The 21,128-nt window shown below is 67.4% G+C and carries 18 protein-coding genes; 6 read left to right on the top strand and 12 right to left on the bottom strand.

Annotated elements, in window-relative coordinates:
* From sdhA to sdhC, 3 genes are read right to left on the bottom strand one after another with little or no spacing between them, the layout of a single operon-like run.
* Positions 1-1,785 carry a succinate dehydrogenase flavoprotein subunit gene (gene sdhA, locus ACP69V_RS02780; RefSeq protein WP_426022536.1) on the bottom strand — a complete coding sequence of 595 codons (1,785 nt, stop codon included), beginning with the start codon at positions 1,783-1,785 and terminating at the stop codon, positions 1-3.
* 7 nt (positions 1,786-1,792) lie between these two features.
* Positions 1,793-2,197 (bottom strand): succinate dehydrogenase, hydrophobic membrane anchor protein, encoded by a 405-nt coding sequence (gene sdhD, locus ACP69V_RS02775; RefSeq protein ID WP_426022535.1) that lies wholly within the window; start codon positions 2,195-2,197, stop codon positions 1,793-1,795.
* Positions 2,194-2,658 carry a succinate dehydrogenase, cytochrome b556 subunit gene (gene sdhC, locus ACP69V_RS02770; RefSeq protein WP_426022534.1) on the bottom strand — a complete coding sequence of 155 codons (465 nt, stop codon included), beginning with the start codon at positions 2,656-2,658 and terminating at the stop codon, positions 2,194-2,196. The genes sdhD and sdhC overlap by 4 nt, the downstream gene beginning before the upstream one ends.
* Positions 2,659-2,864: 206 nt before the next feature.
* Here sdhC and ACP69V_RS02765 point away from each other — a divergent pair, with 206 nt between their 5' ends.
* The 3 genes from ACP69V_RS02765 (at position 2,865) to alaS (ending at position 7,286) form a co-directional block, all read left to right on the top strand.
* The gene (locus tag ACP69V_RS02765; RefSeq protein WP_426022533.1) at positions 2,865-3,458 is read left to right on the top strand and encodes a hypothetical protein; all 594 of its coding nucleotides are present in this window, start codon (positions 2,865-2,867) and stop codon (positions 3,456-3,458) included.
* A 38-nt stretch (positions 3,459-3,496) separates the two neighbouring features.
* A complete protein-coding gene (locus tag ACP69V_RS02760; RefSeq protein WP_426022532.1) occupies positions 3,497-4,357 on the top strand; it encodes a pirin family protein in 861 nt (286 codons plus the stop codon).
* A 280-nt stretch (positions 4,358-4,637) separates the two neighbouring features.
* On the top strand, positions 4,638-7,286 hold the full coding sequence (alaS, locus tag ACP69V_RS02755; RefSeq protein ID WP_426022531.1) for an alanine--tRNA ligase: 2,649 nt from the start codon (positions 4,638-4,640) through the stop codon (positions 7,284-7,286).
* Positions 7,287-7,697: 411 nt separating this feature from the next.
* On the opposite strand, the gene ACP69V_RS02750 is transcribed toward alaS, so the two are convergent.
* The 3 genes from ACP69V_RS02750 to ACP69V_RS02740 all read right to left on the bottom strand — a co-directional run bounded on the left by ACP69V_RS02750 (position 7,698) and on the right by ACP69V_RS02740 (position 10,302).
* Entirely contained in the window at positions 7,698-8,252 is a 555-nt protein-coding gene (locus tag ACP69V_RS02750; protein WP_426022530.1) for a DUF2939 domain-containing protein, read from the bottom strand.
* 46 nt (positions 8,253-8,298) lie between these two features.
* Positions 8,299-8,874: a DUF2939 domain-containing protein gene (locus ACP69V_RS02745; RefSeq protein ID WP_426022529.1), complete on the bottom strand. Its 576-nt coding sequence runs from the start codon at positions 8,872-8,874 to the stop codon at positions 8,299-8,301.
* Between the two features lie 207 nt (positions 8,875-9,081).
* Positions 9,082-10,302, bottom strand: coding sequence for an NADP-dependent isocitrate dehydrogenase (locus tag ACP69V_RS02740; RefSeq protein ID WP_135194264.1), 1,221 nt, complete (start codon positions 10,300-10,302; stop codon positions 9,082-9,084).
* A 310-nt stretch (positions 10,303-10,612) separates the two neighbouring features.
* On the opposite strand from ACP69V_RS02740, the gene ACP69V_RS02735 reads away from it, so the two are divergent.
* From ACP69V_RS02735 to ACP69V_RS02725, 3 genes are read left to right on the top strand one after another with little or no spacing between them, the layout of a single operon-like run.
* Positions 10,613-10,825 carry a DUF2945 domain-containing protein gene (locus tag ACP69V_RS02735; protein WP_426022528.1) on the top strand — a complete coding sequence of 71 codons (213 nt, stop codon included), beginning with the start codon at positions 10,613-10,615 and terminating at the stop codon, positions 10,823-10,825.
* Complete coding sequence (locus tag ACP69V_RS02730; RefSeq protein WP_426022527.1) at positions 10,822-11,970, top strand: DUF1176 domain-containing protein; 1,149 nt, start codon at positions 10,822-10,824, stop codon at positions 11,968-11,970. Before ACP69V_RS02735 ends, ACP69V_RS02730 begins: the two co-directional genes overlap by 4 nt.
* Positions 11,943-12,875 (top strand): NAD(P)/FAD-dependent oxidoreductase, encoded by a 933-nt coding sequence (locus tag ACP69V_RS02725; protein WP_426022526.1) that lies wholly within the window; start codon positions 11,943-11,945, stop codon positions 12,873-12,875. The genes ACP69V_RS02730 and ACP69V_RS02725 overlap by 28 nt, the downstream gene beginning before the upstream one ends.
* Here ACP69V_RS02725 and ACP69V_RS02720 read toward each other — a convergent pair.
* The 6 genes from ACP69V_RS02720 to rbfA all read right to left on the bottom strand — a co-directional run bounded on the left by ACP69V_RS02720 (position 12,872) and on the right by rbfA (position 21,103).
* Positions 12,872-14,674 (bottom strand): DUF885 domain-containing protein, encoded by a 1,803-nt coding sequence (locus ACP69V_RS02720; RefSeq protein WP_426022525.1) that lies wholly within the window; start codon positions 14,672-14,674, stop codon positions 12,872-12,874. The two genes, ACP69V_RS02725 and ACP69V_RS02720, sit on opposite strands and share 4 nt — an antisense overlap.
* Before the next feature lie 79 nt (positions 14,675-14,753).
* Complete coding sequence (locus tag ACP69V_RS02715; RefSeq protein WP_426022524.1) at positions 14,754-16,583, bottom strand: DUF885 domain-containing protein; 1,830 nt, start codon at positions 16,581-16,583, stop codon at positions 14,754-14,756.
* Between the two features lie 158 nt (positions 16,584-16,741).
* Entirely contained in the window at positions 16,742-18,979 is a 2,238-nt protein-coding gene (pnp, locus tag ACP69V_RS02710) for a polyribonucleotide nucleotidyltransferase (RefSeq protein ID WP_426022523.1), read from the bottom strand.
* A 243-nt stretch (positions 18,980-19,222) separates the two neighbouring features.
* A complete protein-coding gene (rpsO, locus tag ACP69V_RS02705; protein WP_135194257.1) occupies positions 19,223-19,492 on the bottom strand; it encodes a 30S ribosomal protein S15 in 270 nt (89 codons plus the stop codon).
* 73 nt (positions 19,493-19,565) lie between these two features.
* Positions 19,566-20,498, bottom strand: a complete 933-nt coding sequence (gene truB, locus ACP69V_RS02700) for a tRNA pseudouridine(55) synthase TruB (RefSeq protein ID WP_426022522.1) — start codon at positions 20,496-20,498, stop codon at positions 19,566-19,568.
* 134 nt (positions 20,499-20,632) lie between these two features.
* A complete protein-coding gene (rbfA, locus tag ACP69V_RS02695) occupies positions 20,633-21,103 on the bottom strand; it encodes a 30S ribosome-binding factor RbfA (protein ID WP_426022521.1) in 471 nt (156 codons plus the stop codon).
* Positions 21,104-21,128: the final 25 nt, after the last annotated feature.

The following is a 21,128-nucleotide window of genomic DNA, read 5'->3' as shown; positions in this document are numbered from 1 at the left end:
TTAGTAAACCCGCGCCTTCGGTTCGATATACGCGATGTCGTCGGACATGGTGTAGTTGTGGACCGGACGATAATCGATCTGGACCTGCTCGCCCGGACGCTTCCACGCCAGGGTGTGCTTCATCCAGTTGGCGTCGTCGCGGTCGGGATAGTCCTCGCGGGCGTGGGCGCCGCGCGATTCCGTGCGGTTCAGACCGCCCTCGATGGTGACCATCGCCTGGGCGATCAGGTTGTCGTACTCCAGCGTCTCCATCAGATCCGTGTTCCAGATCAGACCGCGATCGGTGGTCTTGATGTCGGCGCCGGCCGCCTCGATGGCGCGCAGCTTGTCGGTGCCCTGTTGCAGGGTCTCGCCGGTGCGGAACACCGCCGCATCGGCCTGCATCGCGCGCTGCATCGACAGACGCAGCTCGGCGGTCGGGGTCGAGCCGTCGGCGAAGCGGAAGCGGTCCAGGCGGGCCAGGTGGGCGTCGGTCTGGGTCTTGGAGGCCGACGGCACAGCCGAGGCCTTGTCCACCACCTCGCCGCAGCGCAGGCCGACGGCGCGGCCGAACACCACCAGGTCGGTCAGGGAGTTGGAGCCCAGGCGGTTGGCGCCGTGCACTGAGACGCAGGCCGCCTCGCCCACGGCCATCAGGCCGGGCACCACGCTGTCGGGGTTGCCGTCGCGCAGGGTCAGCACTTCGCCGTGATAGTTCGTCGGGATGCCGCCCATATTGTAGTGGACGGTCGGCAGGACCGGGATCGGGGCCTTGGTCACGTCCACGCCGGCGAAGATCTTGGCGCTTTCGGAAATGCCCGGCAGGCGCTGGTGCAGGATCTTCGGATCCAGGTGGTCCAGGTGCAGGAAGATGTGGTCCTTGTTCGGACCCACGCCGCGACCTTCTCGGATTTCGATGGTCATGGAGCGGCTGACCATGTCGCGCGGCGCCAGATCCTTCACGGTCGGCGCATATCGCTCCATGAAGCGCTCGCCTTCCGAGTTGGTCAGATATCCGCCCTCGCCCCGTGCGCCCTCGGTGATCAGGCAGCCGGCGCCATAGATGCCGGTCGGGTGGAACTGCACGAACTCCATGTCCTGCAGCGGCAGGCCGGCGCGCAGCACCATCGCATTGCCGTCGCCGGTGCAGGTGTGGGCGCTGGTCGCCGAGAAGTAGGCGCGGCCGTATCCGCCGGTCGCCAGCACCACCATCTTGGCGCGGAACTGGTGAAGCTGGCCGTTGTCGAGCTGAAGTGCGGTCACGCCGGTGCAGGTCCCGTCCTGCATGATCAGGTCGAGCGCGAAATATTCGACGAAGAACTTCACTTCGCGACGCACAGACTGGCCGTACAGGGTGTGCAGGATGGCGTGGCCGGTGCGGTCGGCGGCGGCGCAGGTGCGCTGCACCGGGCCTTCGCCGAAGTTGCGGGTCATGCCGCCGAAGGCGCGCTGATAGATCTTGCCTTCTTCGGTGCGGCTGAACGGCACGCCCCAGTGTTCCAGCTCGTAGACGGCCTTGGGCGCGTTACGGACCAGATATTCGATCGAGTCCTGGTCGCCCAGCCAGTCCGACCCCTTGACGGTGTCGTACATGTGCCACTGCCAGCTGTCCTCGCCCATATTGCCGAGGCTGGCGGAGATGCCGCCCTGCGCCGCGACGGTGTGCGAGCGGGTCGGGAAGACCTTGGTCACGCAGGCGACCTTGAGGCCCTGCTGGGCGGCGCCGAGCGCGGCGCGAAGGCCGGAGCCCCCGGCGCCGACGACGACGACGTCATATTCGTGATCGATCAGTTCGTAAGCGGCCATCAGCTAATCAGGCTCCGAAACCAGCGGGCAGCGGCGCCGAACCCAGCGCCAGCCGCACGATGAAGAAGACGCTGGCGGCGGCCAGCAGGAGGAAGACGATGTTGAGCAGGCCCACCAGCGCGCCGCGCGTTCCGGCGCTGGGCACATAGTCTTCAAGGATCACTTTCCAGGCCAGGCTGACATAGCCGAAGAACACCACGACCGTGATGGCCAGCAGGCCCGCGTTCAGCGGATTGGCGAACCAGGCCAGCATGGCGTCATACCCGGCGCCCGCCAGGGTGAAGCCGGTCGAGGCGACCCACAGGCCCAGCGGGATCAGGGCGACCAGCAGAACCCGCTCGATCAGCCATTCGCCGGAGCCGTGGCGCTCGGAAACCTTGACGTTGTTCTTGAACTTGGCGGCGCCGCTCACAGCGAAACCCTCCCGACGGCGAACAGGACGACCCAGAACAGCACGGCCAGCGGGACCGGCGCCCACACCGCGATGTTCGACAGCAGGGTGGCGGACTTGATGGTCAGCCCGTTGCCGGTGTCGTTGTAGGTGTGACGCGCCCCGTTCAGGATGAAGGAGAACAGCACCACCGTCAGGCCAAAGCCGATGAACAGACCCAGCGGCGAGCTCGCGACGGCCAGCGCCGTGTCATAGGCGTCCGGCCCGAAGGCCAGGGCGCCCAGCCAGGCGACGAAGAACAGGACGCCGACCGTTGAGGCGATGATGGTGGCCCGGAACAGGATCGAGGCCGTCATGGTGACGTGCCAGCGCCAGATGCTCATGTGCGGCGAAAGCGGCGCGGTGTGACCGTTCGGTTGGGTGACGAAGCGACCGGTCCGGTCGCTAGAGGCGCCACCCGGCGTCGGGCTGGGCTGGGTCATGCGAATGGTTCTCAAAAGCGAATGAATTCAATCGCCGTGTGCGGTTGCGAAGGCTTTTGTGACCCTGGGGGGCCGGTGTCAACGCACAGCGGCGAACATCGACGCATTGCCGCTCTTACGCAGGTCCATCACGGCGGATCACGTTTGTGTTCGCAGGCCCATCGACGGCTAGCCGACGCGGGCCGGCATTTGGCACGGTGGGCCTCATGATCCTGTTCGCCCTGATCGCCGCCGTCGCCATGGAGCCCGCCATCCAGACCGCAGGTCTGCTGGACGCCACGCCCGAGACCTACCAGGCGCCGGTCGTCCGCCCGTTCGAGCCGCCCTCGGACTTCGGCCGCGAAGAGGCGCAGGGCGACGCCGCGACGGATCGGCACCGTCATCCCCTGACCGCCCCCGTCGACGTGAACGCCTATGTCGGCGACTATGAGGTCAGCCCCACCGACGCAGAGATCGCCTATGACCAAGGCGTGGCCCAGGCCCAGATCGACGCGGACGCCCGCAGCGGTCCTCTGGACGGCCGCTGGCGCGTGACCAGTTCCGATGGAAAACCCCTGCTGGCCCTGGCCCTGACCGACTTCGGCGGGGGGCGGATGATCGAAGGCGCCTGGCGTCGGCTGGACCTTCCGGCCGGAACCGACCAGGGCGGTCCAGCCGGTCCGGCTTCCAGGGCCGGCGACATGGCCGTCGTCCCGCTGGCCGGCGGCGAACTGCGCCTGCGACCCGCCGCCAGGGGCTGGACCGGCGACCTGATCGAGAACGGCCGCGCCCGCCCTGTGACAGTGTCTCGCCCAGGCTGAGGCTCGCCAGAGCCGATCCGCCACCCTATATGTGGCGAATGACCCAGCTTCGTTCCGTCCTTCGCCTGCATCCCGCCCACCGCGACGACATCGGCGATCTGACGACCCGTCGTCCCGTGCCCGGTCCGGGCCTGGACCAGGTCGATCCCTTCCTGTTCCTGAACCACCACGGGCCCCAGACCTATGCGCCGGGCAACGCCGGCCTGCCGTTCGGCCCGCACCCGCACAGGGGGTTCGAGACCGTCACCTTCATCCTCGACGGCGAACTGGCCCACAACGATTCCGGCGGCGGCGAGAGCATCATCAAGGCGGGCGGCATCCAGTGGATGACCGCCGGTTCCGGCCTGATCCACGCCGAACTGTCCCCTGCCGATTTCAAGCGCGACGGCGGGCCGATGGAGATCCTGCAGCTGTGGGTGAACCTGCCGTCGCGGCTGAAGATGACCAAGCCGGATTATGTGGGGCTTCAGAAGTCCGACATCCCGACCTTCACCACCGAGGACGGCGTCACCATCGAGCCGGTCTCCGGCGAATGGTTGGGCGTCGCAGCCCCGATCCAGTCCTTGATCGACATCCACCTGGCCGTCGTCCGCCTGCCCGCAGGCGCCCGGTTCCAGGCCCCTGTCGCCCCCGGCCGCAACGTCTTCTTCTATGCGATCAAGGGCCAGGTCTCCGTCGCCGGAACCCCCGTACCCGAATGGAACCTCGCCGCCCTGGGCGACGGCGACACGGTCGAGATCACTTCCCAGACCGACGCCGTCGTCCTGCTGGGCCACGCCGACCCCATCGGCGAGCCGGTCTTCAGCCATGGCCCGTTCGTGATGAACACCCGCGAAGAGATCATCCAGGCCGTCCAGGACTACCAGGCCGGCAAGTTCGGCCCGCCGCCGAGGGTTTGATCTTAGCGCCCGTTCCGGCGACTCTGCTGTCTCCTCCCCGCTTGGCGGGGAGGTGGCGCGGCGCTCTTCAGCGCCGTGACGGAGGGGTTCTTCAGGCGCCACGAACAATGGCCCGCGAGGCGTCAAGAGCCCCTCCACCGCTTCGCGGTCCCCCTCCCCGCAAAGCGGGGAGGAGACACCACGGTCATCTGACCAGACCCTCGTCCAGATGATGCGTTCCCCGACAAAACCCTATATGACGCCGGTTCCTTAGCGACCGCCCAGCCGAAGACACGCCCAAATGCCCAGCCTGAACGAGATCCGCGCCACCTACCTCGACTTCTTCGCGGCCGATGGCCACGAGAAGGTGCACTCGGCCCCGCTGGTGCCGCAGAACGATCCGAGCCTGCTCTTCGTCAACGCCGGCATGGTGCCGTTCAAGGACTATTTCACCGGCGCGTCCAAGCCGCCCTATCCCCGCGCCACCAGCTCGCAGAAATGCGTCCGCGCCGGGGGCAAGCACAATGACCTGGACAATGTCGGCTATACCGCGCGCCACCTGACCTTCTTCGAGATGCTGGGCAACTTCTCCTTCGGCGACTATTTCAAGGAACATGCCATCGAAAAGGCGTGGAACCTGGTCACCCAGGACTTCGGCCTGGACGCCAAACGCCTGCTGGTCACCGTCTATATCGACGACGACGAAGCCGCCGCGATCTGGAAAAAGATCACCGGCTTCTCCGACGACAAGATCATCCGCATCGCCGGCAGCGACAACTTCTGGGCCATGGGCGACAGCGGTCCCTGCGGTCCGTGCACCGAGATCTTCTGGGACCACGGCGACAAGATCCCCGGCGGACCTCCCGGTTCGCCGGACGAGGACGGCGACCGCTACGTCGAAATCTGGAACAACGTCTTCATGCAGTATGAGAAGGAGAACGATCAGATCGTTCGCAACCTTCCCAAGCCCAGCGTGGACACCGGCATGGGTCTGGAGCGGATGACTACCGTGCTCCAGGGCGTGCATTCGGTCTTCGAAACCGACCTGTTCAAGACCCTGATCGCCGCGTCGGAAGACGCCACCTCGACCAAATCGGACGGCGATCAGGCCGCCAGCCACCGGGTCATCGCCGATCACCTGCGCTCGTCGTCCTTCCTGATCGCCGACGGCGTCACGCCCTCGAACGAAGGCCGGGGCTATGTGCTGCGCCGCATCATGCGCCGCGCCATGCGCCACGCCCACCTGCTGGGCGCCGCCGATCCGCTGATGCACCGTCTGGTCCCGACCCTGGTGGCCCAGATGGGCGACGCCTATCCCGAACTGGCCCGCGCCCAGCCCTTCATCGAGGACACGCTGAAGCAGGAAGAGGTCCGCTTCCGCACAACGCTCGGCCGCGGCATGGCCCTGTTCGACACGGCGGTTCAGGGCTTCCGGCCCGGCGACATGCTGGACGGCCAGACGGCCTTCACCCTGTCCGACACCTACGGTTTCCCCTTGGACCTGACCCAGGACGAGGCCCGTCGTCGCGGTTTCTCGGTCAATGTCGATGGCTTCGAGGCCGCCATGGCCGAACAGCGCCAGCGTTCGCGCGAGAACTGGAAGGGCTCGGGCCAGACCGCCAACACCAACGAATGGCTGGCGATCCGCGACCGGATGGGGCCGACCGTCTTCACCGGCTATGACACTATCGAAGGCTCGGGCGAGGTCCTGGCCATTATGAACGCCGGCGCGCCCGTCGAGACGGCCGAGGCCGGCGACATCGTCGAAGTGTTGTTCGACACCACCCCCTTCTATGCCGAAAGCGGCGGCCAGGCCGGCGACCATGGCGCCCTGGAATGGCCGGCAGGTGAAGCCGAGGTCATCGACGTGCGCAAGCATGCCGGCGACCTGCACGTCCTGGTGGCCCAGGTCACGTCCGGCAAGCTGGAGATCGGAACGCGCGCGGCCCAGTTGGTGGACGCCGAGAAGCGCCGCACCAGCCGCGCCAACCACTCCGCCGCCCACCTGCTGCATACGGCGCTGAAGAATGTGCTCGGCCCCGCAGTCGCCCAGAAGGGTCAGCTGGTCGATGCCGAGCGCGCCCGTTTCGACTTCAGCCACGGCGCCCCGCTCACCGAGGCCGAACTGTCGGCCATCGAGACCGAGGTGAATGCCGTCATCCGTCAGAACGTCCCGGCGGAAACGAAACTGATGGCCCCGCAGGAGGCGATCGAGGCCGGCGCCATCGCCCTGTTCGGCGAGAAGTACGGCGACGAGGTCCGCGTCCTGACGCTCGGCCGTTCGCTCGTCGGCGACAACGCCCCCTATTCGGTCGAACTGTGCGGCGGCACCCACGTTGCCCGCACCGGCGACATCGCCCTGTTCAAGATCGTTCAGGAAACCGGCGTCGCCGCCGGCGTGCGCCGCATCGAGGCCCTGACCGGCGAAGCCGCGCGTCAGTATCTGCTGGCCCAGGCCGGCGTCGCCCGTTCGCTAGCCCAGAGCTTCAAGGTCCAGACCGCCGACGTCCCTGCCCGTGTCGACAGCCTGACCGCCTCGGTCAAGTCGCTGGAGAAACAGGTCGCCGAACTGAAGAAGCAGCTGGCCCTGGGCGGCGGCTCGGGCGCGTCGTCCGCGCCTGAGGAGATCAACGGCGTCAAGCTGATGGCTCGCGTCCTGGACGGCGTGGACGGCAAGGGTCTGCGCGGCGTCGCCGAAGACTTCAGGAAACAGGTCGGAACCGGCGTCGTCGCCCTGATCGGCGTCACCGAGGGCAAGGCGGCGGTCACCGTCGCCGTGACCTCCGACCTGACCGACCGCGTCAACGCCGCCGACCTGGCCCGCGCCGCCGTCATCGCCATGGGCGGCCAGGGCGCCGGCGGCAAACCCGACTTCGCCCAGGGCGGCGCCCCCGACGGCTCTAAGGCCGAAGACGGTCTGGCGGCGGTCCGAGCCGCTCTGGCGGGGTAAATCTTCCTTCCCTTCTCCCGTTGGGAGAAGGTGGCCCGCAGGGCCGGATGAGGGTCGGCCGGTGGGCCAGTTCGCACCACCCGATCCTCACCCATTGGCTGCTTCGCGCCGCCCTTCGGGTCACGCAAGGACGATCGCTGTCGCTCTCGTGCGCTCAATCCCTCTCCCACTGGGAGAGGGCAACCCGTCCTATTGTCGAGACTAGGGGTCTTACTCTTCAGCGGCTTAAGCCGCCGCAGCGTCCGCTTCCTGCCCGCCCTCCAAACCGCGCGTATAATCTCCGCCGGTCATAGAGGAGGACGCTCATCCAGGACAAAAGTGCACCGATTGCACTCAATTTTTGATCGGCGCCGCCCCGTCCAATCAGACAGATTAGACACTTCAGACGGTGTTTTTTGCTCCTCGACCGTCTCAGCCCATCGGATCGGGCGTCAGGTCCACCCCCGCCAGCTTCCACGTAAACGGCGTGCGGCGCTCCATGATCAGCACCAGGGCGTCGTCCGGCCGGTCGTCGCGCGTCAGGGTCACGGCGAAGGTGTTGATCCCGCGATAGGCCCAGGATTGATGGATATTGTCCTTGTCCACAGCCGGCGTGTCGTCGGCGGGCACCGGCCGTTCCGGCTCGGGCGTCTCGCCTGAACGCACCATGGCGGCGACGCCTTGGGGCGTGACGAAGTTGTCGACTGCGCCTTCGACCAATGACGGGGCCAGCAGCATCCCCAGCGCCGCCAGACCGCGATCCCCCTTGGTCCGGCTGCGGATTTCCAGCGCCGCCCGCGCGTTCAGCTCGCTCTTCAGGCTGGCGCGAAAGGCCGGGAAATCCACCTGCCGTTCCAGCCCCGCCGCATCCCCCGTCCGCGCCGCCCGCACCAGGGCCTGGGCGGCGACGAAGGGCGAGGCGAACAGGGCGACGACCACGCCGACGACGACGACGATCAGGGCTCCGGTGACGATCTTGCGGTTCATTCAGTCTCCTTGAAAAGCCAACGCGGCGCCCGACCGCCCGGTTGCGTTACGGGCGGGGCGTCACCGTCACGGCCGGCGCGGTCCCGTCGGGCAGTCCGATATGGACCAGCTTCCACTCGAACGGCCCGCGCCGCTCGAAGGTGAACAGGGTGCGCGATCCACCCTGGTCCGTCACCGCCATCCGCGCCCGGTTGACGCTCCAGTAGGCCGGACTGGGCCAGGGCTTGCGCGCCTGGGCCGACGCATGCGCCACGCCCGCCGTCGTCCTCTGGATGGCGTACCGGCCTTCGCCGCGTAGCAGGGCCGTCAGGGCCGCCGGCGTCAGATAGGCGTCGACGTCCGGCTGGCGCAGGATCGGGTTCTGCTCGATCTGACGCCGGAAGGCGCCGATGGGGTCTTCCAGGAACGACGGCGCGGGCGCCATCGCCTCGGGCCGTCCCGCCAGTTGCGGCCGCAGCGACTGGCGCACGGCGTTGAAGTCGATCAACCGCGCCAACCCCGCCACATCGTTCGCCTCGGCCGCCGACCGAATGGCGAAGAAGGCCACGGCGGGCGCGGCGAAGAAGGACAGCACCGCCGCCACGACCGCCGCCAGCACCAGATTTCCGAACAGACGCTTCACGACCGCTTCCTCATTATCGCCGATCATGCACGCCCCGGCCGATCACACAACGAAAAGCCCCGCCGGATCGCTCCGACGGGGCCTCATTCTTGTTTGTCCTATCGCTCTTCGGGCTACTTGAGGACATTCCTCCCCCATCGGGGGAGGGGGAGCGCGAAGCGGTGGAGGGGGCCGGACGCCTCGCGACGTTTCCGGCTCCCCTTATCCTCAGCCGACGTCCGGCAGGGCGGTCTTCAGGTTCTCGGCGACCTTGTCGAGGAAGCCTTCGGTGGTCAGCCAGCCCTGTTGATCGCCGACCAGCAGCGCCAGGTCCTTGGTCATATGGCCGCTCTCGACGGTGTCCACGACCACCTTTTCCAGGGTGTCGGCGAAGGTCGCCAGGGCGGCATTGTCGTCCAGCTTGGCGCGGTGCTTGAAGCCGCGGGTCCAGGCGAAGATCGAGGCGATCGAGTTGGTCGAGGTGGCCTCGCCCTTCTGGTGCTGGCGATAGTGGCGGGTCACGGTGCCGTGCGCGGCCTCGGTCTCCAGCACCTTGCCGTCCGGCGTCATCAGGACCGAGGTCATCAGGCCCAGCGAGCCGAAGCCCTGGGCGACCACGTCCGACTGGACGTCGCCGTCATAGTTCTTGCACGCCCAGACGAAGCCGCCGGACCACTTCATGGCCGCCGCGACCATGTCGTCGATCAGGCGGTGCTCGTAGGTCAGGCCGCGCGCCTTGAACTCGGCGGCGTAATGGGCGTCGAACACTTCCTGGAACAGGTCCTTGAAGCGGCCGTCGTACGCTTTCAGGATCGTGTTCTTGGTCGACAGATAGACCGGATAGTTGCGCTGCAGGCCATAGGCGAACGAGGCGTGGGCGAACTCGCGGATCGAGTCGTCCTGGTTGTACATGGCCATGGCCACGCCAGCGCCGGGCGCCTTGTAGACTTCGTGCTCGATCACGGCGCCGTCTTCACCGACGAACTTGATCGTCAGGGTGCCGGGGCCGGGCATCAGGAAGTCGGTGGCCTTGTACTGGTCGCCGAAGGCGTGGCGGCCGACGACGATCGGCTGGGTCCAGCCCGGAACCAGGCGCGGCACGTTCGAGCAGATGATCGGCTCGCGGAAGACCACGCCGCCCAGGATGTTGCGGATGGTGCCGTTCGGCGACTTCCACATCTTCTTCAGGCCGAACTCGGCGACGCGTGCTTCGTCAGGCGTGATGGTGGCGCACTTGACGCCGACGCCGTGCTTCTGGATCGCGTGGGCGGCGTCGATCGTCACCTGGTCGTCGGTGGCGTCGCGGTGCTCCATGCCCAGGTCGTAGTAGTCCAGTTCGAGATCCAGGAACGGGAAGACCAGCTTGTCCTTGATCATCTGCCAGATGATGCGGGTCATTTCGTCGCCGTCGATGTCGACGATGGGGTTTTCGACCTTGATCTTGGCCATGCGTGCGGTCCGCCTGTGACTGTAGGGAAGGAATGTCGTGGCGGGGATATAGCGGGGCCGCGCGCCCACGCAAACCCCGCCGTCCGTTAACCCCGCCCGGAAAAAAACCTCGACGCCACGCTGAACCCTTTGGCGGGTCTGGGCTTCTCCTTGGCCCAAGGGCGGCGACGGACGATGGAATGACGAAGGAGGAACGTGATCTGGTCGATCGGTGGATCGTCACCTTCTGCGAAGTCCCGCCCGTGATCGATGCGGAACTGATGCGCAGGCTGATCGCTGAACAGGAAGCGACACAGCAGGGAGCGCAGCCATGCCCGACAAGACGTTCAAGGCCGGCGACCGCGTAAAGTGGGACCACAGCCAGGGCGCGACGACCGGCAAGGTCGTCAAGAAGGTCACCTCCGAAACGCACATCAAGGGCCACAAGGTCGCAGCTTCGCCTGACAATCCCGAGTATATCGTCGAGAGCGCCAAGACCGGCGCGCGCGCGGCGCACAAGCCGTCGGAGTTGAAAAAGGCATGAAGACCCTGTGTCGCGGCGTCGCGCTTTCCGTCCTGGCCCTGGCCGCTTTCGCCGTCGCCGGTTGCGGCGACCAGGACGCCGCCAAAACGCCCGGCGCGGCCCAGGCCGCCATGCCTGCGACCGCCACCGCTGCCACCGCGGCGCCCGTGCTTCAGATCCGCAGCGAGACCAAGCAGTTCCGCGACTGGAGCGCGACCTGCGGCAACGACGGAACCTGCTGGGCGTTCGGCTTCGCGCCCGAGTTCGCCGCCGGCTGGGTGCGCATCACCCTGGCGCCCGGCCCCGACGCCCAGCCCCAGATCCTGTTCGGCTATTGGCCTGACGGCGACGCCAAGGGCCCCGGCCAGATCGCGCTGACGATCGACGGTCGCGCCTATCCGGCGGCGCTCAGCGATGAGGGCGAGGCCGAGGCTCCCATCGGCGAAATCCGCCCCAATGCCCGCGCTGCGATCGACGCCATGGCTCAGGGCAAGGTCATGACCATTCGCGGCGCCTCGACCCAGGACGTCTCCCTGCACGGGGCCGCCGCCGCCCTGCTGTGGATCGACGAGAAACAGGGTCGCCTGAACACCACCACGGCCCTGATCCGCCGCAGCGACCGTCCCGCCTCCGCCGTTCCGGTCGCCCCGCCCCTGCCGACGGTCACTCGCGCCCCGGCCGTGGATCAGGCGGGCTTCGGCGACGTGAACCAGACCGTCCCCGCCGCCCTTCGCACCCGCACCGAGGTCGGAAACTGCCTGAAGGAATCCGCCATGCCGGCGATCAGCGACATGGTCATGTCCGCCCGGCTGGACGCCCGCACCGAGCTTTGGGGCGTGCCCTGTGGTGCGGGGGCCTATAACGTCACCCACAACTGGTATCTGACGGGACCGGGCGGTCGCGATGCCCGCCCTGCGATCCTTGCCGGAACGGCCGGTCCCGGCGCGGATCCGGTCATGGCCGACAACTCCACCGTCAACGGGGCCTATGATCCCAAGACCCGCACCCTGTCGGCCTTCGCCAAGGGACGCGGCATCGGCGACTGCGGGTCGGCCCAGACCTGGGCCTGGACCGGCGACCGCTTCGTCCTGACGATGGAGAGCACGATGGGCCAATGCGCGGGCGTGCGATCCGACCTGTGGCCCGTCGCCTGGCGCGCGCAGTGAACGACCCGGAGGTCCTGATCATCGGCGCGGGTCCGGCCGGTCTGACGGCGGCGACCTATCTCGGCCGCTTCCGCAGGCGGACCCTGGTGGTGGACGCGGGCGAACCGCGCGCCTGCTGGATCCCCGTCAGCCACAATATGCCGGGCTTTCCCGCCGGCATCGGCGGCTCGGACATCCTGAAGCGGATGCGCGAACAGGCCGAGGAATATGGGGCGGTCGTCATGCCCGGCCGGGTCGAGACCCTGGCTCGCGACGGCGACGGCTTCGTCGCCCAGGTGGACGGCCGCGCCATTCGCGCCCGCGCCGTGCTGCTGGCGACCGGCGTCGTCGACCATCATCCCGACCTGCCGGGCGTCGAACGCGCCGTGCAACGGTCGCTGGTCCGCGTCTGCCCCATCTGCGACGGCTATGAAGCCACGGACAAGGCGGTCGCCGTCATCGGCCACAGCGACAAGGGCGCGCGCGAAGCCGCCTTCATGCGCACCTATTCCGACCGGGTGACGCTGATCCACATCGGCCCGGCCGACGCCCTCTCGCGCCGCGACGAGCTGGACAGGCTGGGCGTCGAACTGATCCTGGTGCCGCTGGAGGCCGTGGAGCTGGAACAGGACCGCGTGACCGCCCTGACCTGGGGCGGTCAGACCCGCGCCTTCGACCTGGTCTATTCGGCGCTGGGCACGTCGCCAAACGCCGAACTGGCCCAGGGCCTGGGCGCCCGCCTGTCCGGCGACGGCCGGCTGGAGGTCGATCTGCACCAGACGACCAGCGTGCCAGGTCTTTACGCCGCGGGCGACGTGGTGCGCGGCCTCAACCAGATCGCCGTGGCGACCGCAGAGGCCGCCGTCGCCGCGACCGACATCCACAACCGCCTGCGCAAGGCCGACGGCCTGACCGTCGCCGACTAGGCTTTTTCACCCACGATCCGCTCCAGCACCGCCAGCGGCAGGGAGCCGTTCTCCAGCACCTTGTCGTGGAAGGCGCGCAGGTCGAATCCGGGCTTGGCCTCCGCCTGTTCGCGCAGGCGGGCGATGACGGTGTGCCCGACCTTGTAGGAACAGGCCTGGCCGGGCCAGACACAGTAGCGGTTGATCTCGCTGTTCGACGCATCCAGCGGCTTGGCGCCCGAGGCGGCCATATATTCGACCGCCTGTTCGCGGCTCCAGCGCTCGGAATGCAGGCCGGTGTCCACCACCAGCCGCACGGCCCGGAACAGATAGGACATCAGGAAGCCGACCCGGCCCAGCGGATCGGCCGCATAGACGTCCAGGTCGTTGGCCGCCACCGCCTCGGCGTACAGGGCCCAGCCTTCGTTATAGGCCGAGAAGCCGCCCGCGCGACGCCATTGCGGCAGCGCGCCGGACTCGCGCTGAAGCGCCACCTGCAGGTGATGCCCCGGCGACGCCTCGTGATAGGTCAGGGTCGGCAGGGCGAAACGCGGCCAGTTCCCGCTGTCGCGCAGGTTGATGTAATAGGCGCCCGGTCGCGACCCATCCAGCGGCGGTCCCTGGTAATAGCCGCCCGGCGCGCCCGACTGGATCGAGACGGGCACGCGCCGGACCTCGACGTGGGACCTGGGCAGGCGGCCGAACACCTGTGGCAGTTTCGGCTCCAGATCGGCGACCAGCTGGTTCAACCAGGCCAGCAGCTCGGCCTTGCCGGCATCCGTATTGGCGAACAGTTGGGCCGGCTCCTTGTTCAGGGCCTGGATGCGTTCGCCGACGGTCCCTTGCGTATAGCCCTGGGCCTTCAGGATGGCGTCGATCTCGGCGCTGATCTCGGCGACCTGTTCGCGGCCCAGGGCGTGGATATCCTTGGCCGACAGTGTGGTGGTCGTATTGGCCTTCAGTCCGGCCGCATAGAAGGCCTCGCCGTCCGGCAGGCGCCAGACGCCGGCGTCATGGGTCGCGCGGGGGCGTAACGCCTCCAGCGCCGCGATCTGGGCGCTTAGTGCCGGTTTGATCTTCTGGTCCACGATGGCGGCGGCGCGGGCGTCATATCCGGTCAGGTTCAGCCCGCCGGCCTTGCGCGCCAGCGACTTCAGCATGGCCATGTCGGCGGCGGGCGTGTCGCGCAGGGTGCGGATCTGCGGCAACATGCGATCAATGATGAAGTCCGGCGGGATCACGCCCAGAGCGGCGTCTTCCTGGACCTTGGCCGTCTCGCCCTCCAGGACGCCCGAAAAGGCTTCCAGCCGCGACAGGAAGGCGTCTGCCCCCGCCGCGTCCTCGATCCGGTGCTGGTTGTCCAGGAAGTCCGGCGTGCTGAAATAGGCGCCCGACAGCTGGGTCACGATATAGGGCGACGGCCGACCCGGCCCCGCCCCATAGTCGAAGCGCGCCGTCTGCGCCGCCGTCTCCGCCCCGAAGGCGGCGATGGCGTAGTTCAGCGCCCCGGCCGGCGACAGGCCGGCCTGATCGAAGCCGCTCAGCTGATCCCAGCGGTCCACGGCCTTTTGCCGGTCCTTGCGGATGGCGTCCGGTCCCGCCTCGCTGAGTTTCGACGACAGCCCCGCCCGCGCGCCGCGGTCCAGGCCCAGGTTGGTGGCGCGCTCCGGGCTTTCGTCGATATCCGCCTCGAACCAACCGTCCAGCAGGCTGTTCAACCGTCCGTCCGTATCGGTCGCGGCGGCTTGGGCCTGGGCCAGAGAGGGCGCGACTGCGGCTGTGGCGGCGGCGGTCAGCAGAAGGCGGCGACGATCGATCATGCGTTGAACTCCGGTGACGGGAGCGCCGCGCGGGCGCATCCCTGCTTGTCTGCGACTATGGCCCGCCACGGTCTGTGGGTCACGCCTGGGTCGCGACCCAGCCGTCCACGATCCGCTCCAGCACCGACAGCGGCACGCCGCCGGCGGCCAGGGCCGTGTCGTGGAAGCCCTTGATATCGAAATTCGACCCCAGGGTCGTCTTGGCCTTCTCGCGCAGGCGGACCCATTCGTTGTGCCCGACCTTGTAGGCGCAGGCCTGGCCCGGCCAGCCGCAATAGCGTTCGACCTCGGACGTCGCCGCGCCCTCCTGATCGCCATAGGCCTCCATCATGTAGCGGATGCCCTGTTCGCGGCTCCAGCCCTTGGAGTGGATGCCGGTGTCGACCACCAGGCGGGCGGCGCGGAACATCAACGATTGAATGTAACCGATCTGTCCTGCCGGATCGTTCTCATAGGCGCCCATCTCGTCGGCCAGCTGTTCGGCGTAAAGGCCCCAGCCCTCGACATAGCTGGAGAAGCCCAGCAGGTTCATCAGCAGGGGCGCGGACTCGCTCTCCTGCTGCAGGCTGATCTGGAGGTGATGGCCCGGCGCAGCCTCGTGATAGGTCAGGGTCGGCAGGGTCCAGGACGGCCATTCCGCCGTGTCCTTCAGATTGATCCAGTAGATGCCGGGCCGCGTCCCATCCAGGCTGGGCGAGTTGTAGTAGCCCATGGGCGCGCCGGCCTCGATTTCGGGCGGGACGCGCTTGATCTCGACCTTGGCCTTGGGCAAGCGGCCGAAAGCGTTCGGCAGGCGCGCCTGCATGTCGGCCATCTGGGCGTTCAGCTTGTCGATCAGCTCGGCCTTGCCGGCGTCGGTGTTGGCGTAGACGTATTTGGGATCGTCCCCCAGGGCCTTGATCCGTTCGGCGACCGAGCCCTGCGTCAGCCCTTGCGCCTTCAGCAGCACATCGGCGCGCGCCGTCAGATCGGCCATCTGTTCGACGCCGGTGCGGTGGATTTCGTCGGCCGTCAGCCGCGTCGTGGTGATGTAGTGCAGGCTGTTGGCGTAGTACTGCTCGCCTTGCGGCAGACGACGGACCGAGGCCTCGTGCACGGCGTTCGGCTGGGCGGCCTTCAGCACCGCGTTCTGGGCGGCGAGAGCCGGATAGACCCGCTCGGTCACCAGCCGCTCGACCTGGGCGCCCCAGTCGCCGGTCAGCCCCTTGGCGCGCGCGCGATCGACGACCGACTGCACCAGGGGCGAGGTCGCCGCCGGGGTCGCCAGGAAGCCGTCCTGCTGGCGGATCGCCTTGGCCAGGATGAAGTCGGGCGGAATGACGCCGAGCGCATATTCCTCCTTCACCCGGTCCGTCTCGGCCAGCAGCACGTCGGCGAAGGCGTTGACCCGCGCCACATAGGCGTCGGCGTCCGCAGCCGTCTCGATGGTGTGCTGGTTGGCCAGGAAGTCTGGGGTGGATTGATAGGCGCCGCCCTGCTGGCTGACCCGGTACGGATTGGGCCATCCGCCCTGGCCATAGGGGATGTCGTAGGTGGCGATCACCCCGTCCAGGTTCTGCGCCAGGCTGTCGTAATAGTTGGCGTTGCGCGCATCCAGTTTGGTGCGGTCAATCCGGGACAGTTCGGCGCGCTGGCGGCGCGTGAAGGCGCGCTGATCGTCTTCCTCTGCGCGTGTGGGCGCGGTCAGTTTGGACTTGGCGGCGGCGCGGTCGCCCTTGTCCAGGCCGAACATGGTGACGACCTCGGGGCTCTTGTCCAGCGTCTGCTCGAACGCCGCATCCATGAAGGTCTTCAGCTGGGCGGCGGCGTCGCCTTGCGGCGCGGCCTGTCGGGCGAAGGCGGGGCCGCCCACGGCGACGAGGCCGGCGCCCAGCGCGGCGGACTGAAGAAGACGACGACGATCGAACATGGAACGGCCCCTCGAAATTGGATGCGGCAATGGAGACCGCAGGCGCGGGCGCGGCAAGTGAAATTCCAGACAGGCCCCCGATCTCTGCATAGCGCGGCCAAAGAAAAGGCCCGGCGGATCGCTCCGCCGGGCCTCATCAGTCTTGGATACGCGGTCGCTTAGTCGCGACGACGACGTCCGCGATCGCCACCGCGATCACCGCCGCCTTCGCGCTTGGGACGGCCGCCGGTGTCGTCCGACAGAGGCTCTTCGCCACGCTCGGCGCGTTCGGCGTTGATCTTGTCGGTCAGGTCCTCACCCGTGGTCTGATCGACGATCTTCATCGACAGCTTGGTCTTGCCGCGATCGTCGAAGCCCAGGAACTTGACCTTGACCTCTTGGCCTTCCGACAGGACGTCGGCCGGGTTGGCGACGCGTTCCAGAGCGATCTGGGACACGTGGACCAGGCCGTCCTTGGCGCCGAAGAAGTTCACGAAGGCGCCGAAATCGACGACCTTCACGACCTTGCCGGAGTAGATGGTGCCGACTTCCGGCTCCGAGGCGATGGACTGGATCCAGGCCTTGGCGGCGTCGATCTTCTCCTGGTCGTTGGCGGCGACCTTGATGGTGCCGTCATCGCCGATGTCGATCTTGGCGCCGGTCTTCTCGACGATCTCGCGGATGACCTTGCCGCCCGAACCGATCACTTCACGGATCTTGTCGACCGGGATCTTGACCGTTTCGATCTTGGGAGCGTGCTCGCCCAGTTCGGTGCGCGGCGCGTCCATGGCCTTGGACATCTCGTCCAGGATGTGGAGGCGACCGGCCGAGGCCTGCGTCAGAGCCTGCTTCATGATCTCCTTGGTGATGCCGGCGACCTTGATGTCCATCTGAAGGCTGGTGATGCCTTCCGACGTGCCGGCGACCTTGAAGTCCATGTCGCCCAGGTGATCTTCGTCACCCAGGATGTCCGACAGGATGGCGAACTCGCCCGACGGCTCCAGGATCAGGCCCATGGCGATGCCCGAGACCGGACGGATCAGCGGAACGCCCGCGTCCATCAGAGCCAGCGAGGCGCCGCAGACCGTGGCCATCGAGGACGAGCCGTTCGACTCGGTGATCTCGGAGACCAGACGGATGGTGTAGGGGAAGTCTTCCTTCGACGGCAGCATCGGACGAACCGCGCGCCAGGCCAGCTTGCCGTGACCGATTTCGCGACGGCCGGGCGAACCCATGCGGCCCGCTTCACCCACCGAATAGGGAGGGAAGTTATAGTGCAGCAGGAAGCTCTCTTTGTAGGTGCCCGACAGGCTGTCGATATACTGTTCGTCCTCGCCGGTGCCCAGCGTGGCGACGACCAGGGCCTGGGTTTCCCCACGCGTGAACAGGGCCGAACCGTGGGTGCGCGGCAGGACGCCGACTTCCGACACGATGGCGCGGACCTTGTCGAGGGCGCGGCCGTCGACGCGGTGCGCGTTCTCGATGATGTCGCGACGCAGAACCTCGGCTTCGCATTCCTTGAAGGCGGCCGAGAACTTGGAGCCGTCGACGCCGTCAGGGTTCTCGTCGGTCTTCACCAGCTTGGCGGCGGCGGTCTTCTTGGCCGCGTCGACGCCCGAGCGACGGTCGTATTTGCCGGGGTGCGTATAGGCGGCCTTGATGTCCTCGCCGACCAGAGACTTGATCGAGGCGACCACGTCCGAATGATCTTCGGCCTGGAAGTCGAAGGGCTCCTTGGCGGCGTGTTCGGCCAGTTCGATGATGGCGTCGATCACCGGCTGCATGCCCGCGTGCGCGAACATCAGGGCTTCGAGCATCTTCTCTTCCGACAGCTCCTTGGCTTCGGATTCGACCATCATCAGGGCGTCCTGGGTGCCGGCGACCACCAGGTCGAGGTCAGAGGTCGCGATCAGGTCGATGTGCGGGTTCAGCACCAGCTCGCCGTCGATCAGGCCGACGCGCGCGGCGCCGATGGGGCCCATGAAGGGCACGCCCGAGATGGTCAGGGCGGCCGAGGCGGCGACCAGGCCGACGATGTCCGGGTCGTTCTCCATGTCGTGCTGCAGCACGGTCACGACGACCTGGGTCTCGTTCTTGAAGCCCTTGACGAACAGCGGGCGGATCGGACGGTCGATCAGGCGGGAAACCAGGGTTTCCTTCTCGGTCGGACGGCCTTCACGCTTGAAGTAACCACCCGGGATCTTGCCGGCGGCGAAGGTCTTTTCCTGGTAGTTGACCGTCAGGGGGAAGAAATCCAGGCCCGGCTTGGGCTGGCGTCCATAGACGACGGTGGCCAGAACCACGGTCTCGCCGTAGGTCGCCAGCACGGCGCCGTCGGCCTGGCGGGCGATGCGGCCCGTTTCCAGGGTCAGCGGGCGTCCGGCCCAGTCGATCGTCTTGCGTTTGATATCGAACATATTTCGTCTTTCGTATCCCGGGCGGCGTATTCCGCGCGGGGTCCCATCATGGGGCGGATGCGTCGGCGTTCAGTCCTTCGATCCAGAGGTCGCCGCGCCATCGCGATCGACCGGGAGAGGACCGGCATGGCCCTCGCAACTGCGCCGTAAGTCCTGCGGCGCACAGGTCGTCTCTAGTCGCACAACGAGGCGCGGACGTGACCGTCCGCGCCTCGAAAGCGTATTCTACACTGATCCGACGCCTTAGCGGCGCAGGCCCAGCTTGGCGATGAGCGCTTGGTAGCGATCGGCGTCGACCTTGGTGAGGTGGTCGAGCAGGCGGCGACGTTGCGACACCATCTTCAGAAGGCCACGACGCGAGTGGTTGTCCTTCTTGTGGGTCTTGAAGTGTTCGGTGAGATTGGCGATGCGTTCCGACAGGATCGCGACCTGAACCTCGGCCGAGCCGGTGTCGCCAGCGGTGCGGGCGTTATCGGCGATGATCTCGTGCTTGCGTTCAGCAGTAACCGACATCGAAAGTCTCCCTTGATGGCCTACCGCGCTTTCGCGCTACTTGAGGCCGGGTTGGAGTCCCCTGATCAGGCGATCAGGAAAGATTGAAAACGCGGTCGGGTTCTAACCGGCCGGCCCGCAACTGACAGAGTGCGACGAGGGTCTGGCCCTGAAAGGCTGAAACCGTGCGCGAACCGTCGCGAAGACGATCCTTTAGGGTTTCCACCTGACGGGGGAGCAGAACGATCGGGCGTCCCTGCCGAAGCGAGAAGGCGTCCTGTTCCGTCACGGCCAGCTCCGGGATGTCGTCCAGGGCGGTCGCAACGGCAAGCAAGCCTTCCGAGGCGGCGCCCCTATGCACCATTTCCTCCAGAGAATCCAGAGTGACGGCGTTTTGCGTGCTGAACGGCCCGACCTGCTCACGCCGCAGAGCCGACACATGACCCTCGGCGCCCAGCACGACAGCCAGGTCGCGCGCCAGCGAGCGGACATAGACGCCCTTGCCGGTTCGGATGGTCAGTTCGACATGATCGGCGTCCGGCGCATCGCTGACCTCGGCCGAATGGATGGTCACGCGGCGGGCCTGAAGCTCGAACTCCAACCCGTCGCGGGCCAGGTCATAGGCGCGGGCGCCGTCCACCTTGATCGCCGAGAAGCGGGGCGGGGTCTGGTCGATCTCGCCGACGAAGGCGGGCAGCGCCGCCTTCACCGCCTCGACCGTGGGCCGCACGTCGGAGCGGCCGATGATCTCGCCCTCACGGTCCACGCTGTCGGTCGAGACGCCCCAGTTGATGGTGAAGCGATAGACCTTCTGCGCCTCCATCATCATCGGCACGGTCTTGGTCGCCTCGCCCAGGGCGATGGGCAGGATGCCGCTGGCCAGCGGGTCCAGTGTCCCGGCGTGACCGGCCTTCTGCGCGTTGAACAGGCGTCGGATGCGGCTGACCGCCTCGGTCGACCCCATCTCGAACGGCTTGTCCAGGCAGACCCAGCCGTCGACGACGTCGCCCTTCTTGCGACGGCCCATCTAAATCCTCCACCGCGCAGCGGGGGAGGGGGACCGCGAAGCGGTGGAGGGGGCGGACGCAAGGCCGGTGTCTGGGGTCGCCCCCTCCACCACGCTGCGCGCGGTCCCCCTCCCCCGTGAAGGACGGGGGAGGATCACTGGGCGTCGTCCCCTTCGTCGTCGCGGGCCGCCAGGTCGGCCTGGATGCGCGGATCGGCGAACAGCTTGTCCATGTGGTTGGCGGCGCCGAAGCTCTCGTCGTGGCGGAACTTCAGGTCGGGCGTGAACTTCATGTCCAGGCGACGACCCAGCTGGCCGCGGATGAACTTGGCGTGGACGTTCAGGGCCTTGATGATCTCGCTCTCATGGCCGTTGGTCGCGGCGGCCTCGACGCCGGCGCCCAGGGGTTCGACGAAACAGGTGGCGTGCTTCAGGTCCGGCGACAGGCGCACCTCGGTCACGGTGATTGACACGTCGGCCAGGGCTTCGTCGCGGATGTCTTCTTCGCGCAGGATGTCGACCAGGGCGTGACGGATCAGCTCGCCGGCGCGCAGCTGGCGCTGGCTGGGCGCTTTTCCTGCCGGGCTGGCGCTGGAGGAATTGCGGGTATGTTGCTTGTGGGCCATCGGCCTCTCCTTCTTGTTCGCCCGC

Origin of the sequence: Brevundimonas sp. PWP3-1b1, assembly GCF_049896065.1 — a bacterium.
Classification (GTDB): domain Bacteria; phylum Pseudomonadota; class Alphaproteobacteria; order Caulobacterales; family Caulobacteraceae; genus Brevundimonas; species Brevundimonas intermedia_B.
This window is presented reverse-complemented; position numbering and strand designations above follow the sequence as displayed.

What these genes read in the sequence shown, in the direction of transcription:
- sdhA (WP_426022536.1), bottom strand. Translation starts at nt 1,785, where the DNA reads ATGGCCGCTTACGAACTGATCGATCACGAATATGACGTCGTCGTCGTC.
- sdhC (WP_426022534.1), bottom strand. Translation starts at nt 2,658, where the DNA reads ATGACCCAGCCCAGCCCGACGCCGGGTGGCGCCTCTAGCGACCGGACC.
- ACP69V_RS02765 (WP_426022533.1), top strand. Translation starts at nt 2,865, where the DNA reads ATGATCCTGTTCGCCCTGATCGCCGCCGTCGCCATGGAGCCCGCCATC.
- ACP69V_RS02760 (WP_426022532.1), top strand. Translation starts at nt 3,497, where the DNA reads ATGACCCAGCTTCGTTCCGTCCTTCGCCTGCATCCCGCCCACCGCGAC.
- alaS (WP_426022531.1), top strand. Translation starts at nt 4,638, where the DNA reads ATGCCCAGCCTGAACGAGATCCGCGCCACCTACCTCGACTTCTTCGCG.
- ACP69V_RS02750 (WP_426022530.1), bottom strand. Translation starts at nt 8,252, where the DNA reads ATGAACCGCAAGATCGTCACCGGAGCCCTGATCGTCGTCGTCGTCGGC.
- ACP69V_RS02740 (WP_135194264.1), bottom strand. Translation starts at nt 10,302, where the DNA reads ATGGCCAAGATCAAGGTCGAAAACCCCATCGTCGACATCGACGGCGAC.
- ACP69V_RS02735 (WP_426022528.1), top strand. Translation starts at nt 10,613, where the DNA reads ATGCCCGACAAGACGTTCAAGGCCGGCGACCGCGTAAAGTGGGACCAC.
- ACP69V_RS02730 (WP_426022527.1), top strand. Translation starts at nt 10,822, where the DNA reads ATGAAGACCCTGTGTCGCGGCGTCGCGCTTTCCGTCCTGGCCCTGGCC.
- ACP69V_RS02720 (WP_426022525.1), bottom strand. Translation starts at nt 14,674, where the DNA reads ATGATCGATCGTCGCCGCCTTCTGCTGACCGCCGCCGCCACAGCCGCA.
- ACP69V_RS02715 (WP_426022524.1), bottom strand. Translation starts at nt 16,583, where the DNA reads ATGTTCGATCGTCGTCGTCTTCTTCAGTCCGCCGCGCTGGGCGCCGGC.
- pnp (WP_426022523.1), bottom strand. Translation starts at nt 18,979, where the DNA reads ATGTTCGATATCAAACGCAAGACGATCGACTGGGCCGGACGCCCGCTG.
- rpsO (WP_135194257.1), bottom strand. Translation starts at nt 19,492, where the DNA reads ATGTCGGTTACTGCTGAACGCAAGCACGAGATCATCGCCGATAACGCC.
- truB (WP_426022522.1), bottom strand. Translation starts at nt 20,498, where the DNA reads ATGGGCCGTCGCAAGAAGGGCGACGTCGTCGACGGCTGGGTCTGCCTG.
- rbfA (WP_426022521.1), bottom strand. Translation starts at nt 21,103, where the DNA reads ATGGCCCACAAGCAACATACCCGCAATTCCTCCAGCGCCAGCCCGGCA.